This is a genomic window from Thalassospira sp. MIT121401 (assembly GCF_047125595.1).
Taxonomy (GTDB): domain Bacteria; phylum Pseudomonadota; class Alphaproteobacteria; order Rhodospirillales; family Thalassospiraceae; genus Thalassospira; species Thalassospira povalilytica.
Genome location: NZ_CP138926.1, coordinates 1,568,620 through 1,588,367, shown reverse-complemented (window position 1 = coordinate 1,588,367; position 19,748 = coordinate 1,568,620). Strand labels below are relative to the sequence as shown.

Below are 19,748 nucleotides of genomic sequence, written 5' to 3'. Positions count from 1 at the left end.
GGTTATTCATCGTCATAGCGGGCTTTGAGATAGGAAATCATCGGGAACAGGGCCGCCAGAAGCGCGATTAAAAAGCCCATCCCGCCTTCCTTGTATCCTTTGCGCGATACGAAACAGCGCCAGAAGCGCGAAAAAATCCGCCGGAAATTATGACGGAATGTTCCGATATTCCCGCTTGCCCGCAAATCTGCGGCACGTGCATTGGTGTAGCTATCAAGCCGACGGATCATGTCCGAGATATTGCGATCCACAAAATGCACCAAGGCCCCGTTCAGTTTCGGCCCCTGCCGCCCGGTCATATCAATGGCCGGATGCACTCGCTGATCACCCCAAACCTTGTGACCCTTGCGAAACAGTCGCCACACCGCAGACGTCCCAAATGACGCCCCCCAACCATATCGCACCAACCGTTTGCCAACATAGTTGTCGACCGGGATCAGATAACGGTCATAAGCGCCGCTATTGACCGCCTTGCGGATTGCGATGGCCAGCTCCTCGTTGACATGTTCGTCCGCATCCAGCTCGAAAATCCAGTCGCCGCTTGCTTCTTCGATTGCCCTGTTACGACGATGCCCTTCGATATCCCAACTGCCAACAACAGTTTTGGCACCAAACTCCTTGGCAATTTCCTCGGTTCGGTCAGTACATTTGTCGCAGACCACAACAATTTCGTCGGCAAAGCTGACCTTTTCCAGACAGGCTGCAAGACGCTTTTCCTCGTTATGGGCGCACAGAACAACTGAAATACGCGGTGCTGCATCAGTCATTGGTTTTTCCTGCAAGACGATGTTCGGTAACCAGTTGGGTTGCGGCTTTGACAACCTTTTCGACCGGCAATGTTTCCATCAGGTTTTCTTGGGAAAACCGGCTGGTGCGGTTCTCGATAATCTTGTCGTACGACCAGTCTGTCCGAACAGCGCGGCCCCATTCGGCGAATGGACGATAATGTTCATCACGCGATGGACCAAACAATCCCAGTGTCGGACATCCGGACGCCGCAGCCATATGCATAAGGCCCGAATCATTCCCGAGATACAGATCGGCACGCTCCAGACAGGCCATGACGGTCAACAGGCTTTCCGTTCCAAAAATTTCCGAACACCGTCCATCTGGAATGGAACTGATGACTTCCTCTGCCATTTCGCGTTCATTGGGTGCACCAACCACCATAACATGGGCGTCTTCAAGTACAGCCCCCTTCCCGGTCAGGGTCGCAACCGTTTCGATGAAACGTTCCTTGTGCCAGGTCTTGCCAACCCAGTTCGAGGTCGGCCCGACAATCAAGAGCGAACCTTTGATATTGCCAAGCAACGCGTCGGCACGGTCCCGGCTTTCCTGATCGATCCAGATTTTTGGCAAAGGCGGCGGAGTGACATCAATCAGCGCACCAAGTTGCTCAAGCCGATGCAAATTGTCATCATTGCCTTTTTGCACCACCCGCTTCCACCCTGGCAACACATAGGCCGTGGCACTGCCGCGCAAATCGACAATCACATCCCACCAGTTCAGAACAACCGATTTCCAGAGCTTCCACCAGTGCCCGCCGCGTTTTTGCTTGGGCATTTCGATGATGCGCTCAAGGTTCGGAACGGCCTTGAAGATGGGAGCGGCGACCGGGCCACACGCGACCGTTACGCGAATACCGGGAAAGGTTTCGACATAATGGCGCAGGACAGAAGTCGACAGCACCGCGTCACCAAGACGGTTGGACGTGATAAACAGAAGACGCACGGCTTAAAGTTTCTCCAGCTCGCCTGCAACATGGATCCATTCGCGGCGATCATTGCGCGCAGCTTCGGACTGGTTGGCAAAGAATGCGCGGTCGGTCAGAAGCTGGGCTGTTATATTTCCGTATGCGGCTTCGTCCGGAACGATATAGCCGGTCTTGCCGTCCTCGATCCGGTTTCGGGCAATCCCGCCATAGGAAACAACCGGCGTTGCCGCGCCAAGCGCGTCAACGATCCATTGTCCGACATTGTCGGTGCCGTATTTGCCGTGATGGAGGAACGCACGCGCATTCGCAACCGTTTCGGCCATGTCGGCTTCGGGCTTGGGATGATAAACCCGCACACCCTTGTCAATGGCACCGCGGACCAGATCAAGGATGTCATCGGAAACATCATCATTCTCGCCTGCCATCGCCGTAAACAGGTCATAGGCATACACTTCAAGGATCGCATTCGGTGCCTTGGGCGCGACATAGGCATCCCAGATACGAATGATCTGGGCAATACCGGTTTTGGTATTGGCAACCGTCACCGCCAGTTCATCGCGCGATTCAAAAGCCCAATGCATGTTCGACGCCATGGTGAAAGCAGCTGTTGCGCCCGGTTTCACCACGATCGGCTTTTTGGCAAGGTCCGCATCAAATGATTTGGCCTGGGCATCATCGGTAAAGATGACCTGTACTTTCTTTTCCTGAAGCACCAATCGCACTTCATCCGCATTCAGTCGCGCCGGATCACAGTCAAACCACAGAACAACCGTGGCATTTGCCGGTACCGAAGGATGGCTGAGCAAAGCAGGATCGCGCCAGACAATAACAGTATTGGCCGCATCGCCACCAAAGGGCGGCAATTCGGCATCAAGTTGTCGCCATGCTACACCGCTTGCATCCTTGTCGATGCCGCCATTGCGGCGCGCTTCGACCTTGTGACCACGGGCAACAAGGGCCTCGGCCAGCGCAATGAAAGCACGTTGGCAGGTTCCCAGCGGGCGGGCTTCGCGATCCTTGGGATCAAAGCCGATTGAATGATCAAGCATCAAGATTTTCATAAGTTTGGTTCTATCTGCTCACAGGCGTTTTATGAAGGGTTTTCTTGCAGATCGTGCGGGCTTTATCCCCGCAGTCTACCCTTGCGAAATTTAGCTGATTGCCCCACATTTCGCCCAAACAAATCCGACAGATCGGAGCCAATACGATTATGAGTGAGTCTTTTTACGCCGTTCTGAGTGATCGCGCCGTCATCCGCGTGAGCGGACCGGACCGCGTCAGCTTTCTGCAAGGGCTGGTGTCAAACAATGTCGAAACCGTTTCTGCCACCAAATCGGGATATGGCGCGCTGCTGACACCGCAGGGGAAATTCCTGTTTGATTTCTTTGTCTATCAACAGGATGAGGAAAGCCTTCTTCTGGAATGCGAACGCGGTCAAAATGGCGAACGCGCCGCCGAACTGTTCAAGAAACTGCGCACGTACAAACTGCGTGCAAAGGTCGAACTGACCGATGTCACCGACAGTTACGACGTTATCGCCGTTTTCGGCAAAGATGCCCTTGCGAACCTGTTTACCGACACGACACCGGGTACGACCGGACGCATTGCCAATGGCATCAAGGTTGTTGACCCGCGCCTGAGCGCAATGGGGGCCCGCATCTTGCTGCCCAAGAATGAGCTGGCTGAAATGGCAGCAATCGGCGCATCGGAAAGCGATGAAGAATCCTATCATCAGCTTCGCGTGTCTCTTGGCCTGCCCAATGGCAGCGAAGAACTTGAGATCGAAAAATCCATCCTGCTTGAAAACGGCTTTGAGGAGCTGGGCGGGGTTGATTTCAAAAAAGGCTGCTATATGGGCCAGGAACTGACAGCGCGCACCAAATATCGCGGCCTTGTGCGCAAGCGCCTGCTGCCGATCTCGGTTGAGGGCCCGGCACCGGAAGCCGGAACCATCATCATGAACGGTGACAAGGAAGCTGGAACCATTCGGTCTGTGCACGGAAATGGCGGTCTTGCCCTGATCCGTCTGGAACGGGTTAGCGATGATGCCGACCTTGTTGCCGGCGATGCAAAAATCACGGTTCATGTTCCGGGCTGGGTCAAACTGCCCGAAACCGTGGCATAATCCACCCATCACGTGATCGCAAAATTTTGCAACCGGGCCCCGAATTCGGGGCCCGTTTTGTTTTCAAACCTGTTCGAAAGGGGTAATAACCCCTATGTTAAGGCCGGAACAAAACAGGTAACCGGAATGAAACTGCGTCACGCAGCCCCGCTTTTGATCGCATTGTTTTCTGCGCTTTGCGTCATGGCGACATCGCCAAGCATTGCATTGGAACAGCAAATGCCGCCGGGCATCAGCGACAAGCCGGTTCCGGATATGTCAATCGACGAAACCACCGCCGAACTTGCCACCATCACACAGATCTATAACCGTAAGGGCAATGAGATCAAACAGATGGCCCAAGGCGTTCTGTTGCGATTCTATCCGCAAAAGATCGTGCCGTGTGGTGCAATCGTGACCACGGTTCGCGACTGCATTGATCATGAATGGCCGGATCTGAAAAATTATCCCGGTCACTTTCTTGGCCCGCATGAACAGCCACCACTGAAGCCAACCCTGGCACAGGCGCGGATGACAGAGGAAAACTATTTCGATGCGGTTGAGCGCCTGAACATGTTGCTGCGTGCCGTGCGCTATGAAAGCACGCTTAAACCCGAAACCCGGTACCGCGCGCATATGAACGAGGTCATCGAACGCATGACCTATTTGCAGGAAGAAGAATTCCACCGCGCGGCCCTGTACGAAAAAATGTTCAAGATCGGCGGTATTGTGCTGCTGCTTCTCGGGCTGTCGGTTGGCGGGATGCTGATCATGAAACACATCGCCCACCGCAACGACCCGGATTCAGAAACCGGTCATAAATAACGGCGGCAAGTTTCCCTGCCGCCGTGTGAAGTCAGTCCCGATCGCGCCTATTTGCGACCAAGGGCCGCCTGTGCTGCTGCCAGGCGTGCAATCGGCACGCGGTATGGCGAACAGGATACGTAATCAAGCCCCTGTGCCTCGCAGAACGCGATGGATGACGGATCACCACCATGCTCCCCGCAGATGCCAAGCTTGATGTCACCCCGGGTCGCACGACCACGTTCTGCTGCAAGCCCGACCAGTTCGCCAACGCCTTCCTGATCAAGGGATACGAACGGGTCACCTGCAAAGATATCCTTGGCGATATAGGTATCAAGGAAACGCGATGCATCATCACGTGACAGACCAAAGGTCGTCTGGGTCAAATCGTTGGTGCCAAAGCTGAAGAATTCGGCTTCTTCGGCGATTTCACCGGCACGCAGGGCTGCGCGCGGCAGTTCAATCATGGTGCCCACAAGGAAGTTCAGCTTTGCCGACTTTTCGGTTTCGACATCGGCCGCAACCCTGATGATGGCAGCTTTGAGGATTTCGAGTTCCTTTTTGCCGACAATCAGCGGGATCATGATTTCCGGGATCACCGGATCACCGCCATCCTTGGAAACTTCGATCGCGGCTTCAAAGATCGCGCGCGCCTGCATCTCATAGATTTCCGGATAACTGATGCCAAGACGGCAACCACGATGCCCCAGCATCGGGTTGGCTTCGGCAAGATCAAGCAAGCGACGCTTAACGATGGCCTCAGAGACACCGGCGGCATTTGCCACCTCGGCGATTTCGGCATCGCCATGAGGCAAGAATTCATGAAGCGGCGGATCGAGCAGACGGATCGTCACCGGAAGCCCCTTCATGATCCGGAACAGATCAATGAAGTCCTGCCGCTGGTAAGGCAGAAGTTTATCAAGTGCGGTACGACGACCCTGTTCTGTCTCCGCCAGGATCATCTCACGCATTGAAATGATACGGGCCGGGTCAAAGAACATATGTTCGGTACGGCAAAGACCAATGCCCTCAGCCCCGAACCCGCGTGCGGTTTCCGCGTCATCGGGGGTTTCGGCATTGGTACGGACTTTCAGGCGGCGCACGGCGTCTGCCCATTCCATCAACTGGGAAAAATCGCCCGAAAGGTCGGGTTTCAGAGTTGCGACCTCGCCCAGCATGACTTCGCCGGTGCTGCCATCAAGGGTAATGACGTCCCCTTCCTTAAGAGTCACACCACCGGAAATCATGGTTTTGTTGGCATAATCAATCTTGATCGCGCCAGCACCACAAACGCACGGCGTTCCCATCCCGCGTGCCACAACGGCGGCGTGACTGGTCATGCCACCGCGCGATGTCAGGATGCCTTCGGCTGCATGCATGCCCGCGATATCTTCGGGGCTGGTTTCAATACGCACCAGAATAACCTTGCGGCCTTTGTTCGAAACCCATTCTTCGGCTGCCTCGGCAGAAAACACGATCTGACCGGATGCGGCCCCCGGCGATGCCGGAAGGCCCATGCCGACAACCTTGCGTTCCGCATCCGGATCAAGGGTCGGATGCAGCAACTGATCAAGCTGTGCCGGATCGACACGGCGCAATGCGTCTTCCTGGGAAATCACGCCATCGCGGCACATCTCAACCGCGATACGAAGGGCAGCCTTGGCGGTGCGCTTACCCGCACGGGTCTGAAGCATGTAAAGCTTGCCCGATTCAACAGTGAATTCCATGTCCTGCATGTCGCGGTAATGGGATTCAAGCTTGTCACGGATATCGCAAAGTTCGGCGAACACACCCGGCAGGGCTTCTTCCATCGATGTCAGATCAGAACCGGATTCTTCGCGTTCAATCTTGGTCAGCGGTGCGGGGGTACGGATACCCGCAACCACATCTTCGCCCTGCGCATTGATCAGATATTCACCATAGAACCGGTTTTCGCCGGTCGATGGGTTGCGCGAGAAGCAAACACCGGTCGCGCAATCATCGCCCATATTGCCAAAGACCATGGCCTGAACGTTGACAGCGGTCCCCCAGCTTGCCGGGATGTTGTGCAAACGGCGATAGGTGTTGGCGCGTGCATTCATCCAGCTGCCAAATACGGCGCCGATTGCGCCCCAAAGCTGTTCGCGCGGGTCCTGCGGGAATGGGGCGTCGAGTTCGCTTTGGACTTTCTTTTTGAATTGTCCAACGACTTCGGCCCAGTCATCGGCACCCATTTCGGTATCAAGGGAATAGCCCTTGTCTTCCTTGTGAATTTCAAGGATTTCTTCGAAATGGTAATGGTCGACGCCCAGAACGACGTCACCATACATCTGAATGAAACGGCGGTAGCTGTCATAGGCAAAGCGACGGTCGCCGGAAACGGTCGCAAGGCCTTCAACGGTTTCGTCATTCAGACCAAGGTTAAGAACCGTGTCCATCATGCCCGGCATCGAAGCACGGGCACCGGAACGCACGGAAACAAGAAGCGGGTCCTTGGCATCGCCAAATTTGCGCCCGACCAGCTTTTCAACAGCGGCCAGCGCATTTTCCACTTCGGCATCAAGACCATCCGGGTAGGCACGGTCATTGTCATAAAACGCCGTGCAAACTTCGGTTGTAATGGTAAAGCCGGGCGGAACAGGAAGTCCGAGATTGCTCATCTCGGCAAGGTTCGCGCCCTTGCCGCCCAGAAGTTCACGCATATCCGAACGGCCTTCGGCGCTACCGCCACCGAAACCGTACACCCATTTGGTCATCTTGCCTTTTCCTCATCTGGTCAAGGCCCCTTTTGGGCCTCCCCGGATGGGGAAAGCCCCGCAACCTTGACCTATTTACGATTCGATCTTCGAGAAGTCGGCAATGTCATGCAACGCAGTGCGAATTTGCGCCAACAGCTTAAGCCGGTTGGCGCGCTCGTCTGCATTGTCACTATTTACCGTGACCTTTTCGAAGAATGCATCGACCGGTTCACGCAACCGCGCAAATTCGGCCATAGCCGCGGCATAATCCTCGTCACGCAGAAGTGGCAGGGCCTTATGCCGGACATCAATGAGCGCCTCATACAGCTTGCGTTCTTCTTCCTCGCGCAGAAGAGATGCGGAAACGTCCGCATCATAGGACGTATTGTCCTTTTTCTCTTCGATGCGCAGGATGTTGGACGCGCGCTTGTAGCCGGCCATAAGGTTGACGCCGCTTTCACCAGAGACAAAATCGGAAAGCGCTTCAACACGGGCCAGCAGGCGGACAAGATCGTCCTCGCCATCCAGTGCAAACACGGCTGAGACCAGATCATGGCGCACACCCTGTTCACGCAGATGGACTTTCAGGCGGTCTGCAAAGAAGGCCAGAAGGTCTTCGACCGCCTCGTCACGACGAATGGCTGCCGGATACTGGGAGACGGCAAATGCAAATGCGCGACGCAGCGGCAAACGCAAACCGTTTTCCAGAACCAGACGGATGACACCCAGTGCCGCACGACGAAGCGCAAACGGGTCTTTTGAACCGGTCGGCTTTTCATCGATGGTAAAGAACCCGGCAAGGGTATCGAGCTTCTCTGCCAGTGCCACCGCGACCGAAACCGGGGCGGTCGGACAGCTATCCGACGGGCCGGCAGGTGCATAATGTTCTGCAATGGCATTGGCGACTTCCGGGGCTTCGCCGTCATTTTCGGCGTAGTATTTACCCATCAGTCCCTGAAGTTCGGTGAATTCGAACACCATCTGCGACACCAGATCGGCCTTGCCGATTTCTGCCGCACGGTCTGCCAGTTTGACATCGCAATTCGGAATGTCGGCAGACAGTTCACGCGCAAGGCCCCGCAAACGCAATACGCGTTCGGCAAGTGAACCAAGCTTGGCGTGGAAGACGATGTTATCAAGTTTCGGCAGACGCGATTGCAGCGTCACCTTCCGATCCTGATCCCAGAAGAATTTGGCATCATGCAGACGCGCACGCAGAACACGCTCGTTACCGGCGATGATTTTGGCGTTGTTGTCGGCAGTCACCATGTTGGAAATCGTGATGAAGCGCGCGGCAAGTTTGCCGTCCTTGTCTTCAACAACGAAATATTTCTGATGTTCACGCATCGACGTTTCCAGAACCTCGCGCGGGATGTCCATGAACTGGTCGTCAACCTTGCCCATGACCGGAACCGGCCATTCAACCAGACCACAAACCTCTTCAAGAAGACCATTATCTTCAAGAAGCTCATATCCTTCGGCAGCGGCCAGTTTTTTGGCACCTTCAAGGATAACCTGCTTGCGCTCTTCGCGGTCAATCATGACCTTGGCCGCGCGCAGTTTTTCCTTATATTCCGCAGCATTGGCAACGCTGAATTCCGCCGGCGCCAGGAAGCGATGACCACGTGTGCTGTCACCAGCGGTTACCGGACCATAGGTTACCGGGATCACCTTGCCGTCAAACAGGCACAGGATACGGTCAAGCTGACGAACCCAGCGGACTTTCTGATCAGCCCAGCGCATGGATTTCGGCCATGGCAGTTTGTTCATCGCATCTTCGATGATGTCCTTGATCACCTCGGATGCCGGGCGGCCTTTCTGCTCGACAATTGCAAACAGGAAGACACCCTTGGGCGTTTCGCGCTTTTCGCACTGTTCAAGGGTCACGCCGTTGCCGGCAAGGAACCCGCTGATGGCCTTTTCCGGGGCATCGGCACGCGGACCGCGGCGTTCTTCGCGCAGGTCAGGCTGCTTTTCCGGCAAACCGTCAATGATCAGCGCCAGACGACGCGGGGTCACAAGTGCCTCGACATTATCGAATGCAAGGTCGGCGGCCTTCAGACCATCCGTCACCAGTTTCGACAGGTCTTCGCTTGCACGGGCCTGCATACGGGCCGGGATTTCTTCGGAAAACAGTTCAAGCAGCAACTCGGCCATAACTTATGCCTCCTCTTTCAGATGGCCGCGCGACCGCAGCCACGCCTCGCAACAGGATTTCGACATGTCACGAACACGACCGATATAGGCCGCACGTTCGGTAACCGAAATCACGCCGCGCGCATCAAGAAGGTTAAAGAGATGGCTTGCTTTCATGGCCTGTTCATAGGCCGGAAGCGCCAGACCGCGTTCGATATTCACCGCACACTCGGCCTGCGCATCCTTGAAGTGCTGGAACAACATATCGGTGTTCGCAACTTCAAAGTTATAGGTCGATTGTTCAACTTCGTTCTGAAGGAACACTTCGCCATAGGTCACGCCCTGACCGTTATAATCAAGGTCATAAACGTTTTCGACGCCCTGGATATACATCGCCAGACGTTCCAGTCCATAGGTCAGCTCGACCGGAACCGGATTACATTCAAAACCGCCAACCTGCTGGAAATAGGTGAACTGGGTGACTTCCATACCGTCAAGCCAGACTTCCCAGCCAAGACCCCATGCCCCAAGGGTCGGGCTTTCCCAGTCATCCTCGACAAAACGGATATCATGGGCCATCGGATCAATGCCCAGATGTTTCAGCGATCCGAGATACAGATCCTGCGAATTGCTGGGCGACGGTTTCAGCAGAACCTGGAACTGGTAGTAATGCTGCAAACGGTTGGGGTTCTCGCCATAACGACCATCGGTCGGGCGACGACATGGCTGCACATAAGCCACATTCCAGCTTTCCGGACCAAGCGCGCGCAGGGTTGTCGCGGTATGGAAGGTACCGGCACCGACTTCCAAGTCATATGGCTGAAGGATGACACATCCCTGATCAGCCCAATAGCTTTGCAGTCGAAGAATGATTTCCTGGAATGAAGGGGGACGTTGCGACCCGTCGAGCGCCATGGCGCGAACTCTCTATTACTGTTGCCTATAAATTAGAGCGGCAAGCTACCGCCCTGCCCCCTCGCGGTCAAGAACGCAAAAGCCCTGAGACACGCTGAATTTGCAACCCTTGCATCCGGACCGGCCTTCTTATGCCGCATCGCAGCAACATAGATCAACGATCCGATCCGGATTTCCAAGCAAAATTCGCGCAATTTCACCCGAAGTCGTAGCCCGGAACGCTTTTATTTACGGGCAAGAATATCAGACTCAGGCATCGCAGCGATGGGCTGAACCCTCGGCATGGTAAACACCACAATCAGGGCATTTTTCCATTTCCTGCGCGGCGGGCGCGGACTGTTGGTTTTTCTGAGCGCGGGTTTGCTTGGGCTGATCCTTGGTCGGGACCTGCTTGGCACGGTTAAGCAGCTTGAAACCTTGCCAGACGACAACAATGACCAAGGCAGTGAAGATTATTTTCGAAAAGCTCAGCATATCCGGTCCCAAAGCACCCAAATTTCCGTGACACAGGCCACAGCCATGTCGCACTTATAGGGAACTCTGCGCGATTTAGAAACCGGGCAATGGCAACGGATTGCGCAAAAGTATATCGGTTTCGGGCAAATATGCCCCCGCGGCATCATGCAGAACAATCCCGCGCCGCATGCAAAGCGGGGATGCCACTCCCTTTCTGGCCGATACAATCACACGCAAAGGTGCATCTGAATCGGCCTTGGACCAGATCGGGTAAACTGTCATGTCACCGGCCCGACCATGCAAAAGCCCGATGATACGGTCCAGATGATCCGCACGATGCACAAGGGTGATGCGGCCCTTTTGCCGAACCATCTTAAGGCAAAAGCCGATCCAGTCTTTCAGATCGGCACTGCCTTCCTGATGGGCGGTCGCGCGGCTTTCATTGGCAGGTCGCGTGCCCCCGGCATAATAGGGCGGATTTGAAATCACCTGATCGAAGCTTTCCGCGACAAGCGGCAAGCTGGCATCATTGATATCACCGTGAACCGGGTTGACCCGGCCCGCCAGTTCATTTTCCACGACGTTGCGGCAAAACAGGGCGTAAAGGTCATCCTGAAGTTCGACCCCGGTAACCTTTGCATCCTCAAGCCGCTTGGCAACACAAAGCCCGGCGGACCCCACTGCCGCCCCGACATCCAGAATTTTTTCATCCCGCCTGGAATTGATCGAAACAGAAGCCGCCAGCAACACCGCATCGACTGCCGCGCGATAGCCGTCAACCGGCTGTTTCAACGTCACCGCCCCACCCAGCAGATAATCATGACTGATGCGTGCTTCCGGAAAATCAGGGACGTCTATTGCTGCCACTGCGCTTGCCATCGGATCAAGGTCCTGCCTGCTGTGTTATTCCGATGCCAGGGCGTCGGAGGATGAATTGGTCGCAGCGTTATGCGCATCCAGATCGCGTCTGGCAATATCGAGAATGTATTTCGCCCGGCTTTCGGCTTCGCCATCCACCATCAACCGGCGGGGAAGTGCACCAATCGATCCTTCGATGATGCTGGCATGATAGTCAAAGATATGGCTTGTGATTCCTTCGTCCGCCAAGACCGATTGCGCCCAGCTCAGTTCGATCGGATCATTGCTGCGAAAGAGTTCAATCATCTGGCATTTCCCCTGAAACTTTGATGTTGCCTGCCTCCTGCACCTTTGGATCGGAACGACAAGAACAGACTATATGTAATATAATGTAGGGGCTTGCAGACAGAGATTTCAAAATTCTGTCGGCAAAACCGCAATTTATCGGGAGAAATCCAGATCACCCGATACGATTTGTCCACTTGACCATGGTGCCTTGGCCTATCTATGTTGAGGCCGCCTGGTGTTATTTGCGATCTTCGCCCAAAGCAGGCAGCGAAGATGCCATTGAGATAGTCGGAATACAGCGTGACCAATACCGCACCGCAGCCTAAGACTCAGCCGAGCCTTGATTCACTGATCAACCTTGTCGACGCCGATATGAAGCGTGTCAATCAGGTGATCATCGACAACATGCACAGCGAAGTCGCCCTGATTCCGCAATTGGCAACCCATCTGGTTGCAGCCGGCGGCAAGCGTATGCGTCCGATGCTGACACTGGCCGCAGCCCGGTTGTGCGGATATGGCGACGGCCCGCATGCGGTTGATCTTGCCGCATGTGTCGAATTCATCCATACCGCAACGCTTTTGCATGATGATGTGGTCGATGAAAGCCAGCTGCGCCGGGGTCAGGCATCGGCAAATGCCCTGTTTGGCAACGAAGCAAGCGTTCTGGTCGGGGATTTCCTGTTTGCGCGCGCCTTTGTGGTCATGGTCAAAACCGGATCGCTGCGCGTTCTTGATATTCTGGCACAGGCATCGGCTGTCATTGCCGAGGGCGAAGTGCTTCAGCTGTCGACGGCAAACGACATGGGCACGACCGAAGAAGCCTATCTTGAAGTCATCACGGCCAAAACCGCGGCCCTGTTTGGCGCGGCGTCACAAATTGGCGCGGTGATTGCCAACCGGTCCGCCGAAGACGAAGAAGCCCTGCGCCTTTATGGCATTTATCTTGGCACGGCATTCCAGCTGATTGACGATGTTCTGGATTATTCGGCCCATCAGGCAACCCTTGGCAAAACCGTCGGCGATGATTTCCGCGATGGCAAGGTGACGCTGCCGGTCATTATTTCCTATGCAAAGGGCGATGATGAAGAAAAAGCATTCTGGCGCCGCTGCATGGAAGATCAGGATTTCAAAGACGGCGACCTTGACCGGGCGCAGACCCTTATTCGCAAACATGATGCCCTTGATGCGTCCATGGACCGGGCCCGCGAATACGGCCAGATGGCGATTGATACACTTGCCCGTTTTGAAGATGGCGCGATCAAGGATGCAATGATCGAAGCGGTAGAGTTCTGTATTTCCCGCCCTTATTAACGGCCATACCCCAAACGCATGCCGGGGTCGTTGAAGTTTGTCGTAAAAATATCTTGCGTCATGCTTCATAAACCAGTATCACCCGGCTTCGCAGAATGACGGAGCGTAGCTCAGCCTGGTAGAGCACTGTCTTCGGGAGGCAGGGGTCGGAGGTTCGAATCCTCTCGCTCCGACCATCATTCAAAGGCCCCGAAACGTTTTGGCGTTTCGGGGCCTTTTGCGTTTTACCCGCCGCGATCGGCAGCTTTCACCCCGGTTCGCCCCAGCCCAGAGGTGATCTTTATCGCTTTCGGGCAACCGGGTGCTGAAACATCAGATTTCGACGAATTTTTTCACCCGAAACAGCCGGATTATGCTTGATCCGCGCCGAAAGACGGGCTAAACCTCCGCCCACTGACGGAGCGTAGCTCAGCCTGGTAGAGCACTGTCTTCGGGAGGCAGGGGTCGGAGGTTCGAATCCTCTCGCTCCGACCATCAGTCGGGCGGTCTTTCATTGAAAGATCGCCCGTTTTTATTTCCGGTGTTTTCATCCCTGAAACTTCATGATGATCGGTCCCTTCCCATCCGGCTGGTCGATGATGTGTGCCATCCCCCTTTGACGGTGTTGCAGATGCAATGGCCCAAGCGGTTTCATGATGCAGCCCCCCCCCAAACCACTATCCATTCCGGTAGCTGTGCCCACCCCGCAACAAGTTATTCCCTGCCCGGCCAAAATCGGCATCCCCGATTCCATCTGGCAAAAAGCCGACTCCGCCCTATTAAATTCGGCGGAATGGCAAAAACTATGTAGTTTATAAGGATTCTAACCACACCACCCCCAAAAGCCGGATGAAATCGGCATTTCAGTGCGCAATTCCTACTTTTGAATAGTAATGCAAGTTCTTTTTTGCCCGAACGGAAAGATATTTTCTTGCGCAACGGGCTAAACAAACTTGCCCATACTTGCGAAATACGCTTATGCTTCGCCCTGCAACATAAAGATCGGGGAGAAAACCGCCCAATAATAAAAGCAAAAGGCGGTAGTCGACCTCACGTGGTATTACCAATTTCGGACTTCTTAGGGAGGAAGACGAATGACTTTTTCTAAATTGCTCAAGTCGGCAACCTGTGCCGCTGTTCTTGCTGCAGCTGCATTTTCTGTGGCGCCGTCTGATGCAAATGCTCAGGAGCGTGTTCGCTGGAAAATGGGCTCGACCTATCCGGGCAGCCTGACCCAGCTTGGTACGCTCGGTAAGCGCGTCGACGACAAGATCGACGAAGTTTCCGGTGGCAACATCAAAATCAAATTCTATGAGCCGGGCGCACTTGTGCCGGCACTTGAAGTTTTCGACGCCGTTTCGACCGGCTCGATTGATGCCGCATTCTCCACACCGGGCTACTGGGCAGGTAAAGTTCCGGCACTGCAGCTGTTTGGCTCGGTTCCGTTCGGTCCGCAGGCTGGTGAATACCTGGCCTGGGTCAAGTTTGGCGGCGGTCAGGAAATCTTTGACAAGCTGTATGCCGAACATGGCATCAAGTCGCTGTTCTGCGGCCTGATCGCACCGGAAGCATCCGGTTGGTTCTCCAAGGAAATCAACACGGTTGAAGACCTTAAAGGTCTGAAAATGCGCTTCTTCGGCCTTGGCGCAAAGGTCATGGAAAAGCTTGGCGTTTCCACCCAGCTTTTGTCAGCAGGTGACATTTACCCGGCCCTTGAACTTGGCACCATTGATGCCACCGAATTCTCGATGCCGGCAATTGACCTTAAGCTCGGCTTCCACCAGGTCGCGAAATATTACTACTTCCCGGGCTGGCATCAGCAGTCGACCTTCTTTGATCTGATGATGAACAAGGAAAAGTGGGACGCACTGGACAAAACCCAGCAGGCACAGATCGAAGCCGTTTGTAACGACAACTTGGCTTACGGTTTTGCCGAAGGTGAAGCCATTCAGTTCGCGGCTCTGAAAGAGCTGCAGGAAAAAGGCGTCAACATCAAGAAATGGTCCCCTGAAATGCTGGGCGCGATGCGCGGAGCATGGGAAGAAGTTGCGGCCGAACTTTCGGCTGATGATGCTGACTTCAAAATGGCCTATGAGAGCCTCCAGGAGTTCCGTGCGAACTACAAAATCTGGAAAGACATCGGTTATCTCGACTAATCCGACAGGTCTGACTGACTGCTAATGCAGTCAATAAGAACAAGTCTCGGCAAGGCCGGGTGCCAGGTGCCCCCGGCCTTGACCGCGAAAAAAAGACCCGGGAGACTTCTATGGAAGCGCTACTAAAAATCAGTGACAGCATGGACAATGTTGTTACCCGCGCGGGAAAGCTCGCTTCCCTGCTTGCCATTCCACTGATGTTCGTCATCATCTATGACGTGATCCAGCGCAAGTTCGGCGGTCAGGGCTCCATCAAGCTGCAAGAACTTGAATGGCACCTGCATACCGGCCTGTTCATGCTGTGCTTTGGATATGGTTATGTTCGTGATTCCCACGTTCGCATCGAACTTATTCGTGACAATCTGCGCCCGCGCACGCGCGCCATCATTGAAATGATCGGCGGCATTTTGTGTGTCTTGCCGTTTTGTGCACTGGTTATCTATTTCGGTTTTGATTTTGTTGCCCGGTCCTATGACAGCCACGAGGTTTCGGCCGCTGCGACCGGATTGACCCATCGCTGGATTATCAAGTCCACCATTCCGATCGGCTTTGGCCTTCTTGCCATGGCGGGCATTTCCATCTTCCTGAAATGCTTCGTTTTTGTCTTTGGTCCGACCGACCTGCACAAGCGTGCCGGCTATTATGTCGGTACTCATCACGCAGACCTTGGCGATATCGCCAAAGTCGAAGACTAAGCGGAACAGGGATACATCCAAAATGGGTAACTTCTATATCGAAGACTGGTTTCCGCTGTTCATGTTTGCCTCGTTGGGCATTCTTGTTTTCACGGGACTTCCGGTCGCATTTGTCATTTCGGGCATCGGGATTGCCTTTGGCTTCCTTGGCATGGCCTATGACATTTTCTCGTTTATTGAATTTTTCAATATCGTTTCACGCATCTGGGGCGGCATCTCCGAAAACATGGTGATGGTTGCGGTGCCGATGTTCATCTATATGGGCACGATGCTGGAAAAAAGTGGCGTTGCAGAAGACCTTCTGGAATGCCTCAACATGCTGCTGCGGAAAGTTCCGGGCGGTCTTGCATTGTCTGTCACCCTGATGGGCACCATCATGGCTGCCACCACCGGCATTATCGGCGCATCGGTTGTCATGATGACGCTTCTGGCCCTGCCGGTCATGATGCGACGCAATTATGACCCGTCGCTGGCCACCGGTACGATTGCCGCATCCGGCACACTGGGCATTCTGATCCCGCCATCGATCATGCTGGTTCTGATGTCCGATCTGTTGTCGGTTTCGGTCGGCAACCTGTTCCTGGCCGCGATCATCCCGGGCCTGCTTCTGGCAAGTCTTTATACGCTGTATATCTTTGTTCGCTGCCAGATCAATCCGTCCCTTGCGCCGCCCCTGCCCGAAGGCGAAGCGGTTCACGGCATGGATCTGGTCAAGATGATGCTGCGCAGCTTCCTGCCGCCAGTCTTCCTGATTGTTCTGGTTCTGGGATCGATCTTTGCCGGGTTTGCCACCCCGACCGAGGCGGCCGGTGTCGGCGCCGTTGGTGCAACCTTCCTGGCCCTGGTCAAGGGGCGTCTGAAATGGCCGGTCCTTAAGGATGTCTGCGAACGCTCTGCCCTGACCGGTGCGATGCTGTTCTTCCTGTTTGCCGGTGCAACGGTCTTTTCCTATGTCTTCCGCTCGCTTGGCGGGGATGATCTGGTGATTGACCTTGTCGAAGGTGCGGGACTTGGACCGTGGGGCATTCTGCTTTTGCTGATGCTGATTGTCTTCATTCTTGGCTTCTTCTTTGACTGGGTCGAAATCACCCTGATCGTTCTGCCGATCTTTGCCCCGGTTATTGCCCAGCTTGATTTCGGTCATCATCTTGATATCGGTGGTGTTGATGCCACCCATGCACAGGTGCTGACATGGTTCGCAGTTCTGGTCGCCGTCAACCTGCAAACAAGCTTCCTGACGCCACCCTTCGGGTTTGCCCTGTTCTATCTTAAAGGTGTGGCGCCGAAATCAATCTCGATCCAGCAGATCTACAAAGGCATCATTCCCTTTGTTCTGCTTCAGGTTCTTGGATTGCTTCTGGTTATGTATTTCCCGGAACTGGCATTGTGGATGCCAAACACGTTCCTTGAATAACCACTAACATCCGATCACATCAAAAAGGCGCTGTGCATCACACAGCGCCTTTTTTGCTGCCTGCCCCCCGACCGGGATCGCACAAAACAAAACCGCCCGGATCATGGATCGGGCGGTTTTGTCAAATTTCCGGCAATTCAGCAGCAAAACAATCAGGTATGCATTGCCCGTTCACTTGGCAATTGCAACATCCGGCCCATCAGATAATCGACGTCATCTGAATCGAATTCGACACCAAGATCGCCATACTGGGTCAGAACCCGTTCGATCATCCGGCGCGAATAGCGTTCCTTGTCCTGTTCTCCGCCATCAAAGGTGGTTTCGCGCGCGACTTCAATCGCGGCCCGGACACCCGGGAAGAAATGTTCAGGCAGCTTGGCCTTGTTATAGATCGCCTCAAGACCAAACGGCCCGCTATCATGAATAAGAATGCGCGTATTGATCAGCGACACCCCGGCGCGCTTGGCCAGCGCCGCTTCGAAGAAGGACACATCACCCATGCAAAGAGCGCGCAGGATCAATCCGCTGGTCAAACGATTGTTGGTATAAAGATGTTCGACAAGCAATTCGACGTCGCGATCTTCGACACCATCGCCCAGAAGCCCGATTGTCGCGCTTTCCTGTGACTGGGTCATGACCGCGTTAACGATCCCTTCGGGGATATGCCCGCGCGAAATCAGTTGCGAACGCATCCGTTCGGACACCAGCGTCACCAGCCGTTCGGCAATGGTAATGGGCAAGTGATTGCGTTCGATCATCGGTTTCTGGATGCGTTCATTGTCGCCAAAATCATTGACGACTTTTTGCAGGGAAACTTCGCTGATTTCTGCACCCTGGTTTGACATCAGATCGACCATCACGTCTTCATGACCGATATCGACAAGGGTCGCAGATACAATTTCCGAAACATAGGCACGCGATGCAATGGCGCGCTGCTTTTCGACACTGTCGGCATTGTCACCAATGATATCGACCAGGTCTTCGTCGTTCAGAACTTCGGAAAACTCAAGAACCGGAAGCGCAACCTCATCCACATCACGGGCAAGCGTTGCGGCCACATCATGGGGAACAAGCGGGGTCTGGGCCAAGTTCTTCGCAAGCGCCTTGCGCACGCGGATCTCGGCATCGCGGATCATCAGTCGAAAGATATCTTCAGCCAGAACACGTTCACTCTCCGAGAGTGTATCCGTGGAAAATTCACGGCTAATCTTATCGGCTGTCTCAGCGCGGTTATCCCCCGAAGGGTCCTGAACCAGCTTGTTCAGATCGTCTTTTGTGATACGTGGCAATAGATATCTCCTGGCACGCTTCTCAACTGGCTGCCAATTCACACAAGCAGATTATACTTTTGGCACTAAATCGACAAACATATTTTCCCCGTGCGGACGACAAGTTGCTGATTTTCAAACATCCTGCAGTTTTCATTGTTCAACTGAAACCTTCACAACCGCGTTCTGCCGTACAATTTGGCCTGTGAAAAACAAACCATATGCGCCAACCCGACGTATCAGGAAATACCGTAAATTCATCCTGATTAATTGATGAAACTCAAATCCCTGACTTATCAGATATGGTAAGTCTCAGTGAGATTTTCCAATACCGGATGACATGGCAATTTTTTCCAGTGACGTTCTGCCGTGTTGACCTTGCGTTTTCCCTGCGAAATGGTAGTCCGAAAACAGATTGTACCGATCGTCAAAAGAACCAAGAGAGAGATCCACAATGACCTATTTGCGCAAACTGTCTTTTGTCGCCAGTTCTCTGGTCATCCTCGCAACCGCGCCAGCAATGGCCGGGGATGCCGCAAATGGCGAGAAACTGTTCAAACGCTGCGCTGCCTGCCACAGCATTGAAGCCGGCGTGAACAAGGTTGGGCCAAGTCTTGCCGGGGCAGTCGGACGCGAATGCGGCACTGTTGAGGGCTACAAATACGGGCGCGGTTATCTGGCCGCCTGCGAGAAGGGCTTTGTTGCCGACGAAGCATTCCTGACCGACTACCTCAAAGACCCGTCTGCGAAACTCAGCGAGATTGCCGGTTCCAAGGAACGTTCGAAAATGGCGTTCAAACTCAAAAAAGATGAAGACGTTGCCGATATCATCGAATTCCTGAAAACCAAGTAATTCCGGTTCAGGACCATCCCGCGACTTCATATGAACATGGCCGGCGCAAATACATGCAGCCGGCCATTTTGTTTTCTCGA

General features: G+C 54.3%; 17 protein-coding genes and 2 tRNA genes. 10 read left to right on the top strand and 9 right to left on the bottom strand.

Annotated features, from left to right (window positions below; translation table 11 throughout):
- Positions 1–2: 2 nt before the first annotated feature.
- Genes SIB88_RS07115 through SIB88_RS07105 form a run of 3 tightly spaced genes read right to left on the bottom strand, consistent with a single transcriptional unit; the run spans position 3 to position 2,763 of the window.
- Positions 3–767, bottom strand: coding sequence for a glycosyltransferase family 2 protein (locus SIB88_RS07115; RefSeq protein ID WP_412557721.1), 765 nt, complete (start codon positions 765–767; stop codon positions 3–5).
- Positions 760–1,731, bottom strand: a complete 972-nt coding sequence (locus SIB88_RS07110; protein ID WP_412557720.1) for a glycosyltransferase family 9 protein — start codon at positions 1,729–1,731, stop codon at positions 760–762. The genes SIB88_RS07115 and SIB88_RS07110 overlap by 8 nt, the downstream gene beginning before the upstream one ends.
- Before the next feature lie 3 nt (positions 1,732–1,734).
- A complete protein-coding gene (locus SIB88_RS07105; protein WP_412557719.1) occupies positions 1,735–2,763 on the bottom strand; it encodes a glycosyltransferase in 1,029 nt (342 codons plus the stop codon).
- Between the two features lie 161 nt (positions 2,764–2,924).
- On the opposite strand from SIB88_RS07105, the gene SIB88_RS07100 reads away from it, so the two are divergent.
- Positions 2,925–3,839, top strand: coding sequence for a YgfZ/GcvT domain-containing protein (locus SIB88_RS07100; protein ID WP_412557718.1), 915 nt, complete (start codon positions 2,925–2,927; stop codon positions 3,837–3,839).
- A gap of 126 nt (positions 3,840–3,965) precedes the next feature.
- On the top strand, positions 3,966–4,643 hold the full coding sequence (locus SIB88_RS07095) for a hypothetical protein (RefSeq protein ID WP_412557717.1): 678 nt from the start codon (positions 3,966–3,968) through the stop codon (positions 4,641–4,643).
- Between the two features lie 47 nt (positions 4,644–4,690).
- Here SIB88_RS07095 and ppdK read toward each other — a convergent pair whose 3' ends face one another.
- The 3 genes from ppdK to SIB88_RS07080 all read right to left on the bottom strand — a co-directional run bounded on the left by ppdK (position 4,691) and on the right by SIB88_RS07080 (position 10,390).
- Entirely contained in the window at positions 4,691–7,357 is a 2,667-nt protein-coding gene (gene ppdK / locus SIB88_RS07090; protein ID WP_412557716.1) for a pyruvate, phosphate dikinase, read from the bottom strand.
- Between the two features lie 75 nt (positions 7,358–7,432).
- Complete coding sequence (gene glyS, locus SIB88_RS07085; RefSeq protein ID WP_287466239.1) at positions 7,433–9,496, bottom strand: glycine--tRNA ligase subunit beta; 2,064 nt, start codon at positions 9,494–9,496, stop codon at positions 7,433–7,435.
- Positions 9,497–9,499: 3 nt separating this feature from the next.
- Positions 9,500–10,390 (bottom strand): glycine--tRNA ligase subunit alpha, encoded by an 891-nt coding sequence (locus SIB88_RS07080; RefSeq protein ID WP_068519578.1) that lies wholly within the window; start codon positions 10,388–10,390, stop codon positions 9,500–9,502.
- Between the two features lie 282 nt (positions 10,391–10,672).
- Here SIB88_RS07080 and SIB88_RS07075 point away from each other — a divergent pair, with 282 nt between their 5' ends.
- Positions 10,673–10,924, top strand: a complete 252-nt coding sequence (locus SIB88_RS07075) for a hypothetical protein (protein WP_412557715.1) — start codon at positions 10,673–10,675, stop codon at positions 10,922–10,924.
- A 15-nt stretch (positions 10,925–10,939) separates the two neighbouring features.
- Here the strand turns inward: SIB88_RS07075 and SIB88_RS07070 are convergent, their stop codons facing one another.
- On the bottom strand, positions 10,940–11,725 hold the full coding sequence (locus SIB88_RS07070) for a tRNA1(Val) (adenine(37)-N6)-methyltransferase (RefSeq protein ID WP_068519576.1): 786 nt from the start codon (positions 11,723–11,725) through the stop codon (positions 10,940–10,942).
- A 24-nt stretch (positions 11,726–11,749) separates the two neighbouring features.
- Positions 11,750–12,010 (bottom strand): DUF2007 domain-containing protein, encoded by a 261-nt coding sequence (locus SIB88_RS07065; protein WP_068519575.1) that lies wholly within the window; start codon positions 12,008–12,010, stop codon positions 11,750–11,752.
- 282 nt (positions 12,011–12,292) lie between these two features.
- Here SIB88_RS07065 and SIB88_RS07060 point away from each other — a divergent pair, with 282 nt between their 5' ends.
- The 6 genes from SIB88_RS07060 to SIB88_RS07035 all read left to right on the top strand — a co-directional run bounded on the left by SIB88_RS07060 (position 12,293) and on the right by SIB88_RS07035 (position 17,547).
- The gene (locus tag SIB88_RS07060; protein WP_412557714.1) at positions 12,293–13,303 is read left to right on the top strand and encodes a polyprenyl synthetase family protein; all 1,011 of its coding nucleotides are present in this window, start codon (positions 12,293–12,295) and stop codon (positions 13,301–13,303) included.
- A gap of 99 nt (positions 13,304–13,402) precedes the next feature.
- Positions 13,403–13,479, top strand: a tRNA-Pro gene (locus SIB88_RS07055).
- A gap of 221 nt (positions 13,480–13,700) precedes the next feature.
- A tRNA-Pro gene (locus tag SIB88_RS07050) sits at positions 13,701–13,777 on the top strand.
- Between the two features lie 599 nt (positions 13,778–14,376).
- Positions 14,377–15,438 carry a TRAP transporter substrate-binding protein gene (locus tag SIB88_RS07045; protein WP_068519573.1) on the top strand — a complete coding sequence of 354 codons (1,062 nt, stop codon included), beginning with the start codon at positions 14,377–14,379 and terminating at the stop codon, positions 15,436–15,438.
- Between the two features lie 110 nt (positions 15,439–15,548).
- Positions 15,549–16,133: a TRAP transporter small permease subunit gene (locus SIB88_RS07040; protein ID WP_068519572.1), complete on the top strand. Its 585-nt coding sequence runs from the start codon at positions 15,549–15,551 to the stop codon at positions 16,131–16,133.
- Positions 16,134–16,155: 22 nt separating this feature from the next.
- Complete coding sequence (locus tag SIB88_RS07035; protein ID WP_068519571.1) at positions 16,156–17,547, top strand: TRAP transporter large permease; 1,392 nt, start codon at positions 16,156–16,158, stop codon at positions 17,545–17,547.
- 152 nt (positions 17,548–17,699) lie between these two features.
- Here the strand turns inward: SIB88_RS07035 and SIB88_RS07030 are convergent, their stop codons facing one another.
- Positions 17,700–18,836 (bottom strand): DUF2336 domain-containing protein, encoded by a 1,137-nt coding sequence (locus SIB88_RS07030; protein WP_068519570.1) that lies wholly within the window; start codon positions 18,834–18,836, stop codon positions 17,700–17,702.
- A gap of 433 nt (positions 18,837–19,269) precedes the next feature.
- Here SIB88_RS07030 and SIB88_RS07025 point away from each other — a divergent pair, with 433 nt between their 5' ends.
- A complete protein-coding gene (locus tag SIB88_RS07025) occupies positions 19,270–19,668 on the top strand; it encodes a c-type cytochrome (RefSeq protein ID WP_082817864.1) in 399 nt (132 codons plus the stop codon).
- Positions 19,669–19,748: the final 80 nt, after the last annotated feature.

What these genes read in the sequence shown, in the direction of transcription:
- SIB88_RS07100 (WP_412557718.1), top strand. Translation starts at nt 2,925, where the DNA reads ATGAGTGAGTCTTTTTACGCCGTTCTGAGTGATCGCGCCGTCATCCGC.
- SIB88_RS07040 (WP_068519572.1), top strand. Translation starts at nt 15,549, where the DNA reads ATGGAAGCGCTACTAAAAATCAGTGACAGCATGGACAATGTTGTTACC.
- SIB88_RS07080 (WP_068519578.1), bottom strand. Translation starts at nt 10,390, where the DNA reads ATGGCGCTCGACGGGTCGCAACGTCCCCCTTCATTCCAGGAAATCATT.
- SIB88_RS07065 (WP_068519575.1), bottom strand. Translation starts at nt 12,010, where the DNA reads ATGATTGAACTCTTTCGCAGCAATGATCCGATCGAACTGAGCTGGGCG.
- ppdK (WP_412557716.1), bottom strand. Translation starts at nt 7,357, where the DNA reads ATGACCAAATGGGTGTACGGTTTCGGTGGCGGTAGCGCCGAAGGCCGT.
- glyS (WP_287466239.1), bottom strand. Translation starts at nt 9,496, where the DNA reads ATGGCCGAGTTGCTGCTTGAACTGTTTTCCGAAGAAATCCCGGCCCGT.
- SIB88_RS07035 (WP_068519571.1), top strand. Translation starts at nt 16,156, where the DNA reads ATGGGTAACTTCTATATCGAAGACTGGTTTCCGCTGTTCATGTTTGCC.
- SIB88_RS07045 (WP_068519573.1), top strand. Translation starts at nt 14,377, where the DNA reads ATGACTTTTTCTAAATTGCTCAAGTCGGCAACCTGTGCCGCTGTTCTT.
- SIB88_RS07075 (WP_412557715.1), top strand. Translation starts at nt 10,673, where the DNA reads ATGGTAAACACCACAATCAGGGCATTTTTCCATTTCCTGCGCGGCGGG.
- SIB88_RS07095 (WP_412557717.1), top strand. Translation starts at nt 3,966, where the DNA reads ATGAAACTGCGTCACGCAGCCCCGCTTTTGATCGCATTGTTTTCTGCG.
- SIB88_RS07115 (WP_412557721.1), bottom strand. Translation starts at nt 767, where the DNA reads ATGACTGATGCAGCACCGCGTATTTCAGTTGTTCTGTGCGCCCATAAC.
- SIB88_RS07070 (WP_068519576.1), bottom strand. Translation starts at nt 11,725, where the DNA reads ATGGCAAGCGCAGTGGCAGCAATAGACGTCCCTGATTTTCCGGAAGCA.
- SIB88_RS07025 (WP_082817864.1), top strand. Translation starts at nt 19,270, where the DNA reads ATGACCTATTTGCGCAAACTGTCTTTTGTCGCCAGTTCTCTGGTCATC.
- SIB88_RS07105 (WP_412557719.1), bottom strand. Translation starts at nt 2,763, where the DNA reads ATGCTTGATCATTCAATCGGCTTTGATCCCAAGGATCGCGAAGCCCGC.